We start from the raw sequence: 12,637 nt of genomic DNA, 5'->3' as shown, positions 1-12,637 counted from the left end.
CAACCGTCACAGATTCAGCCTGGGCGTCGGCCACCATGCCGACGTCGCTCACCGCTGGCTGGCACGTCGCTCCCCCAACCAGTTCAGCCGGTCCACGGGCGACCTCGCGAGTCGATCACGGCCACGTCCAGAGGAATGCCGAACGCCACGAGCGACCCGAGGATCGTCGGCTTCACTCCCGCCAGTTCGATGAGAACACCCTTCCCGAGGGTGCGGCGCAACAGCTTGACGAGCATGACCAGTTGCGCACCGGGGACGGTGGGAGCGCCGTGTGCGTGCCGAAAATTACGTCCGCCCAGGTCAAACGGCATGCCGATACTCGTGAAGGACTCCGCCGAGACGGTCCTGTCGGAGTACCGCGAGGCGTTCGATCCGGTCAGGCCCAAGGGGTTGGAGTCGGGCTCGCAGGCGTCTTCGAGGTCCATCAGGAGCTTTCGGACGGCCTGTGTCACCCAGGCATGTGTCGGGTGCGCGGTTGTGCCGAGAATGCGCACGCGTCTACCTCCGTGGTGCACGACGGCGAGGATGTACTGGCGTGCGCCGGTGAGCGTGACGGTCTCGATGAAATCCATCGCCAGGACCACTTCGGCCTCGGAGCGCAGGAACTCGGCCCATGTCACGGTCGCTCGGTGTGGCGCCGGGTCGACGCCGGCAGCTTCGAGGATCTCCCACACGGTCGAAGGAGCAACCGTGACGCCGAGGAGGGCGAGTTCTCCGTGAATGCGCCGATAGCCCCACGAGGAGTTCTCGGCCGCCAGACGCAGAACAAGGCGGCGGACCGATGCCACGGTCGGCGGACGCCCACGCCTTCGACGCCGGCTCGTCTCGGCGTGGCGACGCTTCACCAGGTCACGATGCCATCGCAGCACCGTATCCGGGCTGACCAGCAGTTGGAGTCGGCGCAGAGTTGCACGAGCCAGCGGCGTCAGGAGCGCGGCGAGGAACGCCCGGACCGCTCGGGGTGGAGCGCCGCGGATCTGTGGTGCTCAGACGAACCACGTGCCGCCGCGGCCGGCCGGTGACACGTCGGCCAGGGCGACCTCACCCGAACCGGTCGACACCTGGAGGAAGTAGGCGCTCACATGGCTCGCGTGCTGGCCCTCGGCCAGCCGGGCGTAGGACTCGCGGACCCGGTCCAGCTCGGTGTGCGTGGCGGCGGCGACCGCCGCGATGAGCCGTTCGCAGCTCTCCGTACCTGTGGTCAGCGGTGAGTGGGAGACCACCGTGCAGCGGATGTCCAGGTCGTGCTCGCGTGCCGTCGCAGACAACCAGTCACCGAACCGCCCCGGCCCTCCGTCGGTCAGCGTCATCCCGACCAGCTGTGCCCGGCCGCGGTCGGTCAGGGCGTCCGGGAGGCCGGCGAGCACCCGTGAGGTCAGCAGCAGGCCGTCCTCACCGCCGTGGCCGACATGGGGCGCCGGCAGATCCGCCACCGGGTAGGGCAGGGTCGGCGGGTTGGCGACCACCAGGTCGAAGCGCCGCCCGGCGACGGGCTGGTACAGGTCGCCGGAGAGGACTTCGACACGGTCGGTCAGCCCGTTCAGCGCGGCGTTGAGCCGGGTCACCTGGGCGACCCGGGGGTCGAGTTCCACCGCGGTCACCTCCGGTGCGAAGCGGGCGCAGTGCAGCGCGTGCAGCCCCGGGCCGGCGCAGAGGTCGAGGCAGGCTCGGGTTCCCTGCGGCGTCAGCCGGCTCAGCAGTGCCAGGGAGTCGTCACCGAGGTAGCACAGCGGGTCCGGCTGCGGACGGTGGCAGATCAACCAGCTGCCGGCGACGAGCAGGACGGCGAGGCCGTCGGTGTCGACGCACCCGTCCCTCCGCTCGACGAGCACTCCTGCCGCCGTCAAGCCCGCCACCGACTCGGCGAGATCCGGCGGCAGCGCGTCCGGGTGCACACCGCGGCCCAGCAGCAACAGGTCCACGACGGCGCGCAGACCCGGCGGCGCGTAGTCGCGCGCGGCCCGCCATGCTCGCGGGTCGAGGACGGACGGGGCGAAGCAGGTCAGGAACTCGCCGTACCCGATTCCGGTGAGCACCTCGTTCAACCGCTCCACCGCTCCGATGGCGGCGTCCTCCGACGGGGAGGTGTCGGGCTCGGCCGGTCGCGCCGGCGTGAGCAGGACGAGGCCGCGGTCGGTGATCCGCTGGACCAGGCTCTCGACGCCCGGCGCCGCCTCGCCGTCCCCCTGTCCGACTGCCGCCTGTGCTGCGGCGACCGTGGTCCTGCCGTCGCACAGCAGCAGGTGCGCGAACTCCTGTTCCGACAGGTGTAGCGAGGCCGCGAACTCGTTGAGCCGGGCGACGGCGATCCCCTGGTCGGAGAAGAAGAAGTCGACGTCGAACTCCAGGGCGGGCAGCACCGCGCCGGTGACGCGGTCGTCGTCGCGCACCGGGACCAGCGGCACCCTCGCGAGTGCGGGGCTTCCGATGAGGTGGTGCTCTGCCCAGGCGAACACCGCCCGCGCGAAGGCGACGCAGCGGGTGGCGTGGTCCGCGGCCGACCGCGGCTCGGGTCTGGCCGGCGCCCGGTGGAGGTTCCAGAAGACGCGGTCGGCGGGCAGGCCGGTGCTGCGTGTCCACAGAGGACGGTCCCAGTCGTCGGGCAGCCTGGCCAGCAGTCGGCTGCGCCACTTGGGGTTCGGGTTGGTGAGGTGGTGGGCCGCGAGCAGGCCGTCCACGGCGTGGCCGAGAAGGTCTTGCGCCGCCAGCACGCACGTGGAGTCGTCACCCTGGCCGCGGTAGCCGACCAGGTCGACCTGGACGGTGCGCGCGAGGTGGCGAGCGACCTGGAGCTTCAGCCTCGCCACCGAGGCGCGGTCGGGCCGCCAGGGCCACGGCGTCGGACCGGGATCGGCCGGGTGGACCACGAGACCTTCGAGCAGGCGGTGCAGTAGCAATCGCTCACTGTCGTCGAACGGGGCCAACTCGACCAGGTTCCACGGCAGGCGCGCCCAGTCGCGCAGGCGGCCGGTCAACGAGTCGACACCGGTCCGGTGGAGGATTCGCAGGTCGACCATGCTGTGCCCGACGGCCCAGCACAGCTCGTCCTCCGCGCGGTCGGTGTCGCCTTCGCCCGGGACCAGGATCAGGTCGAGGTCGGACTTGTCGTTGCCCAGTCCTTCCACCAGGGAGCCGACGGCGAGGACCAGGTCGTCCGGGCGCAGGCCGACGACGTCGTCGATGCCGGCCAGCAGGGCCGCCTGGTCGGTGCCACACCGGGCCAGGCACGCCGCGAGCACTCGGGACGTCTCCGTGGCGCTGCTCACGACCGACCGATCCCGATCTGGTGCAGGACGGGTTCCGGGTCGCCCGCCTTCGCGCGGCAGGTCGGCCGGCGGGCGCAGCACGCGACCGAGCAGTCGAACACGTCCCCGCCCAGTTCCTCGGTGGTGATGGTGTTGAAGTCGTGCAGCCGCCTGCGGAACAGCGCCGCGAACCGGCCGGGGTCGGCGTCCCGGCCGATCTCCTCGACGAGCAAGGCGGTGTAGGCGATGTGGCTGAGTTCGTCGGTCAGCAGCGCGTCGTGCAGCCTGGTGATCTTGTCCTGGTTCTCGGGCGGGCAGTGGGCGGCCAGGGCTGGGCGCTGCAAGGCGTGGTGGACCGTCGTGCGGATCTCAGCGATGTTCATCTGGAGGAAGTCGTCGATCGTGGGCACCTTGGCGTACGGGGAACCCGGGACCGGGAAGAGTTCCCGCCGCATGGTGAACCCCGGTGACAGCTGGCGGAGCTCGGCCCGGAATTCCGGCGACACCGCCCCCGGGAAGGCCAGGTCGAGCAACGACAGGTAGATCAGGGAGTGCCTGGACTCGTCGCAGGCGTGGCGCTTGAGCAGGCGCTGGTGGCGCGGGTCGACCGAGCAGGCCGCGAGGGACCACAGCCGCCGGGAGCCGTCGCCCTCGCGCTCCGCGTTGGTGATCAGCGAGATGCCCATCCACCTCGGCTCGACCGACAGGCTGCGGTAGATGAGGCCGTACTCCGCCGTGCCGAACGGTGGCGGTTCGTCCTGGAGGGCTTGGTCCAGCGCCTCGAAGTAGCGCGGGCACCCGGCGTCCGGGAAGTGGGTTCGAACCGCCACCTCGGCGATGGACCGGATGAGGTCCGTGGAGGGGTCACGCCCAAGCAGAGTGTGCGCGAGAACAACGTCCTGGGACATCCGAACCTCACATCCTCGCGGTCGGTGCTGGGGCCACGTTCGGCCAGACGGTCAGACGGTCTGGGACTCGGCGTCGAAGGGTGAGTTCATCGCGACGAACGCCATGTCGGCGTCCGGGTACTTCTCGCGGATCTGGTCGAGCGTCGACTGGTCGAGCTGGAGCTCACCGTTCTTGATCCGACCGGTCAAGACCAAACCGGTGCGGTTCTCCTGAATGGTGCTCGCCGCGCTCGCGAGTCGTTCCACGTCGGCCGCGCGTTCTTGGTTCGCCATCGAGATCGCCTTTCATCGACAGAACGTCGAAATTGAATTGCCCGATTTTTCGAGCGTACTGCGGCCAATCCTGGCCAGCAAGAGCACGCACGCCCTTATCCACAACCGGGCGTTTTTCCATCCGATTCGGTGATTTCACAGCACTATTTCGGCGGTTGATGCCCAGTCGGTGGGCAGTGGCGTTACCACCGGTGATGTCGTCGGCACCGCTCAGGGGTAACTCACAGAGGTGGCGGCAGGACAGTCGGCCGGGCGGGACGGGCCCCAATCCACGTCCGCAACATCAGCCGACCCGCACCCGAGCCGGGTCGGTCCTGGAACGTGGTCCTGCCGTGCACGACCACCCTGTTGTTGACGACGACCACCTGGCCGGGTTCCAGGCGGTAGCAGGTGCGCAGGTCCGGGCGGGACAGCAGCGCGTCCAAGCGGTCCATCGCCCGCGTCTGGGGCGCGGACAGCGGGGCAATCCCCGGTCGGCGGTGCGCGCTTTCAATGTACTCGCGCAGGTAGGCGATCCGCGCTCCCCCGCGGTCGAGCTCCAGGACGGGTCGCGGCACGGTCACCGGGTGGCCGGGGCGGCCGTCCCGCGTGTCGAAGTGCACCGGTTCCCGCAGCGCGGCCACCGACCCCGGCTCCCACGCGAGCAGTTCGCGGACCAGGTCGGCCACGTGCACCAGGACCAGTGCCCCGCCTGCCGCCGCCTGCCGGACGCAGTGCAGCGCGAAGTAGGCGGGCACCTCGCCGGGCCGGTGGACGCCGTCGGTGTGCAGGTGCCCGCCATGCCGGGTGTCGGAGTACCGGACGGTGGGTCCGCTCTCCAGCCGAACGCCCCGATCGCGCACCTCGCGGACCACCTCGCCGTCGAAGGTCTGGGGCAGTGGTGGGCCCAGCGCCACCGACAGCGCGAGCAGGAAACGGCGTGCCGCGGACTCGTCGAGGTGACCGAGGCCGGACAGCAGGAAGTAGCCGGACCCGGTCACCAGGTGCCGTTCCTCGCAGTCGCGCACCGCCCTCGCCAAGGCGGCGCGGGCGGAGGGGTCGTCTCCGACCACCCCGTCCACCAGTCGCTGGTCGAGGTGGTGGATCGGGGTGGTCTGTTCGCTGTCGTCCATGTCGTCGTCACACCTCCGTGAGCGCTCGAGATCGCCGGAAGCACCACCGCGCGATGTCCGCGCCGTGGTGCCGGACACCGGCGAGGTGCAGACCGCCGACTGCGCGCGCCACGCGGTCGTACGCCTGGGCGCGGCTGGTGCCGGTGGCCAGCACCTGCGCCGCGATGGTGTCGAGCACGACCGGCTGCCCCATGTCGAGCGTGCAGTCGACGACCACCCCGGGCCGCTCGGCGGGCAGGCGCACCCGCCTGAGCACCCGGCTCGCGGGCGGCCCGGGGCGGAGGAACAGGTGGCCTTGCACGGCGTGCGTGCCGGCGAGCGGGTCCGCGGGGATCGACCGCGACCCGGCGGCCAGCCCGAGTTGCAAGGCGATCACGTCGATCCCGGTCACCGCCTCGGCGATCCGGTAGGCGCCGGTGAGGCGCGGGTTGACCTCTTGGAAGGTGTAGCCGCCGGCGTGGACGAGGAACTCGACCGTCACCACGTTGAGCAGGCCGAACGCGCACGCCAGCCGCAGGGCGTCGGCTCGCATCGCCGCCAGGAGCACGTCCGGCACGCCGTGGACGGGCGCGGCCTCCAGCAGCTTGCGGTTGCCCGCCACCAGCAGCGACTCCCGCTCGCACAGGTGTGCCGCGTTGCCCTCGTCGTCGACCGCCACCGTCACGCCGACCACGCGCGCGGGTTCCACGTACGGCTCGGCGTACCAGTCCGGGTGGTCGGCCAGCGCGGCGAACAGTTCCGCCGGACGCCGGACCACGCGGACCCCCTCGCCCTGCCGGCAGCGCGACCGCTTGAGCACGACGGGCAGGCCGTGGCGGGCGACGAGCGCACGGATCATCCGCCTGCCGACGGCATGGGGCAGCACGGGTACGCCGGCGCGCTCGGCCGTCTCGACCGCCCAGGCCGTGTCACCGACCACCGTGAGCGCCGCCTCCGGTGAGCCGACGAACCGGATGCCCCGCTCCGCGAGCCCGCGGGCCAGTGCGGGGTCCTCCGCGACGGCTCCCCAGCCGGGGTGCACGGCGTCCACCCCGGCCGCGACCGCCGCGCGGACGATGCAGTCGGCGCAGTCGTAACCGCCGCAGCCGGCGCCAGCGCGGGTGGTGGCGGCGCAGTCGGCTGCGTCGAGCACCACGTGACCGGCGAGGACGTGCCGCCGTTGCGGGTCCGACCGTGTCACGACGGTCACCGGAGTGATGCCGATGGCGCGGCACACCGCGACCGCGCGCACCGCCGGTGCTCCACGCGCGGCGACCAGCACCGATCTCACCGGTCCACCCCGAGCCCGGTGGCGGCACACGCGGCGAACCGGAACCTCTCCCGGATGCCGCGGTTGTCGAGGACGGACGTGACGCGTGGTGGGGTTCCCCCGGCGCCGGACGCGATCTGCACCGCGACCAGGTGCGGGCCTGGTGCGCCCGCGACGCGCTCCAGGCAGGCGTGGACCTGCTCGACGGTCCGGCAGACCGCGGCGGTGCGGTAGCCGACGGAGAGCGCGAGGCGGTCCCAGGCGACCGGGTGGGCGCGGGTCCGTTGTCCACCCGTGGAGTCGTAGGCACCGTTGTCCAGCACCAGGTGGGTCAGGTTCGGCGGCTTCCTGTCACCCACCAGCGCCAGACCGCCGAGGTGCATCAACGCGGAGCCGTCACCGTCCACCACGACGACCCGCCGGTCGGGCCGGGCGACCGCCGTGCCCAGGCCCAGGCCGATCGCGTGGCCCATGCTGCCCTGCACGTAGAAGTTGCCGGGGCGGTCGTCCAGTCCGAACAACTCGCGGCTGATCATGCCGGTGGTGCTGTAGACCAACGCGTCACCCAGGTGCGGGCAGATCGCGGCGACCGCGTCCGCGCGACGCATCACCGTGCCCGTGCCCGTGCCCGGAACGGGGCACGAGGCCAGCGCCGCCTTCGGCACGAGCAGGGCGAAGCACCGGTCGTGCCGGTACTCGCGTTCCGCGCGGTCGAGCACGGCGTCGAGGGAGTCCACCGACGGTCCGAGCACCTCGTGCGCGACCCCCACGGCGTCCAGCAGCGCGGCCGTGCCGCGACCCATGACCTCGTGGTGCGGCTCGTCGTCGCGTGCGTGCGGCCACCCTCGCAGGCTCATTACGACCAGCAGCGGGATGTCGTAGGACATCAGCAGGGAGGTCAGCGGGTCGAGCAGGTTGCCCAGCCCGGAGTTCTGCACCAGCAGCGCGGCGCGGCGGCCGGCGAGCTGCGCGCCGGCCGCCATTGCCATCGCCACCCCCTCGTTGGGCGCGGGGACGTAGGCACCGCGGCGTTCCAGGACGGCGAACGCGCCTTGCAGGTAGGAGCAGGGAACACCTGTGAAGAAGTCGAACCCGCGCGTCTCCAGCGCGCCGCAGAACACCTCCGCCTCGATCACGCTCCCCACTCCTCCCACTCGGCGGTCCTGGTCAGGGCGAAGACCTCCTTCACCGGCGCGATCGAATCCTCGGCGGTGGCGGCGTCGCCGCGCAGGTGGATCTCGCTCAGCACCGTGCGCACGGCCAGCACGGAGGCCCGCAGGGCTTGGTTGGCGTAGATGACCAGCGAGACCCCGGCGTCCTGCGCCTCGGCCAGGCTCCACCGGTAGTAGGTGGTCGGCACCACGACCACCGGCGCGCGGCGGCACCACCGGCGGAGGAACTCGACGATCTCGTCGGGTTCGCGCCGCTTCGAGTGGACCAGCACGGCGTCCGCGCCCGCGTCGACGTAGTGGTGCGCCCTGAGCAGCGCCTCGTCCATGCCCGCGCCGGCGATCAGGGCCTCGCAGCGAGCCACCACGGTGAAGTCCGGGTCGCGCCTGCTGCGTACGGCCGCCTCGACGCGCTGGGCGAACGCGTCCGGGTCCTCCAGGACCTGTCCTCCGTCGAGATAGCTGTTGCGCTTGGGGAACACCTTGTCCTCGACGCAGATCCCGGCGATGCCCGCCGCCTCGCACAGCCGCACCACGCGCACGAGGTTGATCGCGGTGCCGAACCCGGTGTCGCAGTCGACCAGCGAGGGCAGGACCGTCGCACCGTCGATGAGCGCAGCGGCGTCGAGGCACTCGGTCATCGTCAGCAGGCCGAGATCCGGCAGCGCACGGGTGGCCGACAACTCGAAGCTGGACACCCACACCCCGTCGAAGCCCGCCTCCTCGACCATCCGGGCGGTGAGCGGGTCCCTCGCGCCGACGATGCGCGAGGTAGCCGGTCGCGTCAGCAGGTCGCGCAGTTCAGCGGCCTTGGTCATGCGTGCCATCCCCCGACGTGCCCGGAGCCCCGGTGCCACGGCGTCGCGCGCTCCACCTCGAACAGGCAGTGCCAGTGGTACGAGCCGGCCTCCCCCTGCTCGGCGTCGAAGGCGTCGAGCAGTCTGAACCCCTGGTGCAGCCGTACCAGGTCGGCCGCGTCGGCGTAGAGGTGCGGGTGGACCTTGTCGTCGGCCGCCCGAGGCTGGACGAACGTGTTCGCCGCGACCTCGACGCCCCGGCCGTACTGCGCGTTGCGCTTGGACAGCATCGTGGCCTGGTAGAGGCCACCGGGGCGGAGGACTCGGCGCACCTCCTCCAGCACGCGCGCCAGGACGTCCTCGTCGGCGTGGTAGACCACGTTGAACGCCAGCACGAAGTCGAAGGCACCGGTCGGACAGGGCAGGGACGTGATGTCGGCGACGTCGGCCGCCAGAGCCACTCGCCGGTCGGCCGCCTCGCCGCGGACGAACTCCACCGCGGTGGGACTGCGGTCGATGGCGTGGACGGCGAAGCCCTCCTCCGCCAGCAGGAACGTGTGCCGTCCGACGCCGCAGCCGAGGTCCAGCACGTCGCGCACGCCGCGGTCGCGCAAGCGGTGGATGGTGTCCGTCACCCAGGGGTGCGGCGCGACCCAACCGCTGCGTCCCAGCCGGGTGCGCCACATCCGGTCCCAGTAGAGGTGCGCGGTCATCTCGCCGCCCCACCGGGTTCTCGACCGGAGATTGCGACATCCGATTGAACCACGCGCGTTCGGGGCACGAGATCACCTACCCGGCCGAGTGACGAGAATTGCGCACGGTGACGAACACCGATTCCGTCATCCATTCGGACAATGTTAGAAGCATCGAACATGAACCCTCCCGGCCTGTCCGAAGTCACTGTACCGACACCTACTCCGCACGGCGTGTCGAAATCCGATCCGATACACATGCGGTGGGAACATCACCGCGACTCGAATGCAACATGAAAGGCCTACGCAATCCCGGAAAGGGATCGCCGTTCGGGCCGGGAAGGACGATCGAACAAATGATCATCGCTTTGGACGGACCCGATGGCGCGGGCAAGAGCACTCAAGTCCGCGACTTGGTCGCATGGGCACGGACGGAGGGCCACTCCGCCGCCGTCGTCGGCAAATGGGACGTGTTCCGCCACGACGTGGTGCCGCACGCGCGATTCCTGCGCGGCACGGACCAAGTGGACCTGCGCACCTGCATCGCGGAGATGCCCACACCGGCACGGATGCTGTTCCTGGGGTGGATGAACGCCACTGCGGCCACCCGCGCACTCGAACGCACCGAGGACCTCGTGGTCCTGGACGGCTACTGGGCGAAGCACGCGGCAGCCGAACTGCTCGCCGACTGCCCACCCGACCTCGTGCACACGATCAACGCCACGATGGCCCCCGTCGACTCGGTCGTCTACCTCGACGTCACGCCGGAAGAAGCCCTGCGCCGCAAAGGCATCGACCTCGCGCCCTACGAGTGCGGCCGGGACACCGGATGCTCCCCCGCGCGCTTCCTGACCCACCAGACGGCCGTCCGCCGGGTCCTGCTCGACTGGGCGCGCACGCGGGGATGGACGGTGATCCCCAGCGACTCCCGGCAGAACGTCCAACACGCCCTGCGCGACCACGTCGCCGCACTGCTGCACACCCGCACAGCGGTACGACAGCGGTGACCGACTGGTCAACCACATCGCCCGCGCGCGAGTCGACGGGCCTCCGAGGTGAGCGGCAGACGTCACCAGCGCGGTGCCGGGCCTGTCCGCGAAGGGTGCGGCGGGGACTCGGATGGACTACAGGAGCGCCCACCGCGCAACCGGACCGCCGCGGGCGCTGTTTGTTCAACGTCACCGCGTCGAGTCCGAGGGTCCACAGAAGACGCCCGCATCCTCCACCCGTCCGAGCGGTGCCAGCGGCATGCAATTCCTCCGGTACGCGTGCGGATCCACGCGTTCAGCGCAGCGTCATTCACGAAGTCGGTCCAAGTCGCACGACAACCGCTGATGCGTTGCAGAACGTACAAGTGCGCCCCAGGTGGGTTGTCGGGCGTCGCGGATGTGGATCTGCTCCCCGACCGCCGCCACCTCCCAGGACATCTCGCAGCTCATCCAAGCTCATGTCGAGGCGGCCAGGCACGCATGCCGTGCAGGTTTCGACGGCGTCGAGCTCCACGCCGCAAACGGGTACCTCCTCCAGCAGCTCCTCGGCCCCTGCCTCGAACCACCGCACCGACGAGTACGGAGGAACGCCGCACCGCCGGGCGCGGTTCATCGTCGAGGTCTCCGAGGCCGTCTCCGATAATCGTCGCACCAACGCGGCCAGCACCGCACGATCAGCCCACTCCAGACGCGGACGGCCATGAGTACGGCGCAACACCGCGACCTCATGCCGCCACACCGCCAGATCCCGATCACCGCAGCTCAGCGGACGTGTGCAGAGTTCTGACACCTACAGGCGTTGCGGTCCGCCGGTTTCACCCCGATCGGCCTGGTTTCGGCAACCACGTGGCGTCGCGCAGCGGTCGGTCGCCTGGACTGCGGCGCGCTCGTGAGTTCCGCGCAGCCGCAGGAGGAGGTGCTCACCTCCGCGGTGGATGACGCGCTCATCCGACTGAGGCACATGTCGCTGCACGCGGACGGCGTCATCGGGATCCGGTTGACCGAAGAGGAACTGGTCGGCCGTGCCACGGAGGTGAGCGTGACCGGTGTCGCCGTGCGTGCGGACGGCGACGTGCGGCCGCGGGTGCCGTTCCTGCCGGACCTCGATGGCTGCGACTTCGCCAAGTCGCTGCACAGCGGATGGTTCCCCGTGGTCTCGCACTCGGAATCACCGCGGTCGTCGCGCACCACGTCGAACAGCCTCGCGCGATCGGGACGACGCTGGCCAACCGGGAGCTGCCGTTGCACAGCGCAGTCGTACGGGATGTCCAACGACGTGCGCGAGCACATCTGCGCGCCGACTGCGCACGGCTGCATGGCGGGCGTGGTGCTGGGGCAAGCGACCGTGCGGATGCGTGAACCGCATTGCTGGATGAACAGGGTGAGCCCGAAAGGCGACACGGTGAGACTGCAGTTGCCGTGGTCACCCTCGGCGCAGGGTGAGAGGGAGTTGCACGGACGTGACCTCTACGCGGAGGCGGTGTTCACGGCGACCGCGATCACGCGGTTCGGCACGCCGGTCGCCGCCGCGTTGACGATCGTGCCGGTGAGTGCGCGATGATCAGGTCCGGCCACGGTCCGCGGCCACCTCGGCGGGAGGCGTCCGCAGGCGGCCGAACAACCCGAACACACCTCCACCCTCGCCAGCGCGATGGTGACCGCACGGTGGGCGTTTCACGACGACGCGCATCGCCCGAACGCGGACGAGATCGTGCTCCACGATGTGAGCACGGCACCACGATCGCGCAGTTCCGGCCGGCCTCGCGGCCGACGTTGACCATCATGTCGTTGCACGAAAGGGAAACCGGATGAGCGTCGAGCTGTCCACCGAGGCGATGAAGAGACTCCGCCGGCTCCACCCGGTCGGCAAAGGGATCTTCACCTCCGACCTGTCGGTCAACGAATTCCTGCTCGTGCGGCAGGCGGGTTTCCTGCCGCTCGGTCTGGTGCTCGGGGTGTCGATCTCTTACGTCAGCACGGAGTTCCGGCGCTGGAACACCAACCAGGGCTCGACGTGCTCTCGCAGGCGCTGTACCACGCGTGGGAGCTCGCGATGACCCGCACGCAGGCCGAGGCGGAGGTTGTGCATGCCGAAAACGACGTCCATGCAGGTCAAGACGCATGGTGATATTCGTGGATGATTCAGGTGAGAAAGGGTCTGCTGCACCGTTAGGTGACATCTGAGTTGGCTTGCCGTGTTGGC

At 70.5% G+C, this 12,637-nt stretch carries 13 protein-coding genes; 4 read left to right on the top strand and 9 right to left on the bottom strand.

Annotated elements, in window-relative coordinates:
- Positions 1 to 83: 83 nt before the first annotated feature.
- From VM306_RS04160 to VM306_RS04120, 9 genes are all read right to left on the bottom strand, one after another.
- The gene (locus VM306_RS04160; RefSeq protein WP_414672327.1) at positions 84 to 869 is read right to left on the bottom strand and encodes a hypothetical protein; all 786 of its coding nucleotides are present in this window, start codon (positions 867 to 869) and stop codon (positions 84 to 86) included.
- 117 nt (positions 870 to 986) lie between these two features.
- The gene (locus tag VM306_RS04155; protein ID WP_325511016.1) at positions 987 to 3,266 is read right to left on the bottom strand and encodes a methyltransferase; all 2,280 of its coding nucleotides are present in this window, start codon (positions 3,264 to 3,266) and stop codon (positions 987 to 989) included.
- Positions 3,263 to 4,075 (bottom strand): hypothetical protein, encoded by an 813-nt coding sequence (locus VM306_RS04150; RefSeq protein WP_325511014.1) that lies wholly within the window; start codon positions 4,073 to 4,075, stop codon positions 3,263 to 3,265. Before VM306_RS04150 ends, VM306_RS04155 begins: the two co-directional genes overlap by 4 nt.
- Before the next feature lie 129 nt (positions 4,076 to 4,204).
- Entirely contained in the window at positions 4,205 to 4,426 is a 222-nt protein-coding gene (locus tag VM306_RS04145; protein WP_325511012.1) for a hypothetical protein, read from the bottom strand.
- A gap of 221 nt (positions 4,427 to 4,647) precedes the next feature.
- Positions 4,648 to 5,538 carry a TauD/TfdA family dioxygenase gene (locus VM306_RS04140; protein ID WP_325511010.1) on the bottom strand — a complete coding sequence of 297 codons (891 nt, stop codon included), beginning with the start codon at positions 5,536 to 5,538 and terminating at the stop codon, positions 4,648 to 4,650.
- Positions 5,539 to 5,545: 7 nt separating this feature from the next.
- Entirely contained in the window at positions 5,546 to 6,808 is a 1,263-nt protein-coding gene (locus tag VM306_RS04135; RefSeq protein ID WP_325511008.1) for a biotin carboxylase N-terminal domain-containing protein, read from the bottom strand.
- Positions 6,805 to 7,923, bottom strand: coding sequence for a phosphonopyruvate decarboxylase (gene aepY / locus VM306_RS04130; protein WP_325511006.1), 1,119 nt, complete (start codon positions 7,921 to 7,923; stop codon positions 6,805 to 6,807). Before aepY ends, VM306_RS04135 begins: the two co-directional genes overlap by 4 nt.
- Positions 7,920 to 8,774, bottom strand: coding sequence for an isocitrate lyase/phosphoenolpyruvate mutase family protein (locus VM306_RS04125; protein WP_325511004.1), 855 nt, complete (start codon positions 8,772 to 8,774; stop codon positions 7,920 to 7,922). The genes aepY and VM306_RS04125 overlap by 4 nt, the downstream gene beginning before the upstream one ends.
- Positions 8,771 to 9,466: a class I SAM-dependent methyltransferase gene (locus tag VM306_RS04120; protein ID WP_325511002.1), complete on the bottom strand. Its 696-nt coding sequence runs from the start codon at positions 9,464 to 9,466 to the stop codon at positions 8,771 to 8,773. Before VM306_RS04120 ends, VM306_RS04125 begins: the two co-directional genes overlap by 4 nt.
- A gap of 335 nt (positions 9,467 to 9,801) precedes the next feature.
- Here VM306_RS04120 and VM306_RS04115 point away from each other — a divergent pair, with 335 nt between their 5' ends.
- The 4 genes from VM306_RS04115 (at position 9,802) to VM306_RS04100 (ending at position 12,491) form a co-directional block, all read left to right on the top strand.
- Positions 9,802 to 10,452 carry a thymidylate kinase gene (locus tag VM306_RS04115; protein ID WP_325511000.1) on the top strand — a complete coding sequence of 217 codons (651 nt, stop codon included), beginning with the start codon at positions 9,802 to 9,804 and terminating at the stop codon, positions 10,450 to 10,452.
- Positions 10,453 to 10,831: 379 nt separating this feature from the next.
- Complete coding sequence (locus VM306_RS04110; protein ID WP_325510998.1) at positions 10,832 to 11,077, top strand: hypothetical protein; 246 nt, start codon at positions 10,832 to 10,834, stop codon at positions 11,075 to 11,077.
- Positions 11,078 to 11,323: 246 nt separating this feature from the next.
- Entirely contained in the window at positions 11,324 to 11,995 is a 672-nt protein-coding gene (locus VM306_RS04105; RefSeq protein WP_325510996.1) for a hypothetical protein, read from the top strand.
- A gap of 247 nt (positions 11,996 to 12,242) precedes the next feature.
- Positions 12,243 to 12,491 (top strand): hypothetical protein, encoded by a 249-nt coding sequence (locus tag VM306_RS04100; protein ID WP_325510994.1) that lies wholly within the window; start codon positions 12,243 to 12,245, stop codon positions 12,489 to 12,491.
- Positions 12,492 to 12,637: the final 146 nt, after the last annotated feature.

The organism is Lentzea sp. (genome assembly GCF_035525475.1).
GTDB lineage: Bacteria > Actinomycetota > Actinomycetes > Mycobacteriales > Pseudonocardiaceae > Lentzea.
Note: the sequence above shows the minus strand (reverse complement) of the source record. Positions and strands in the feature narration are given on the sequence as shown.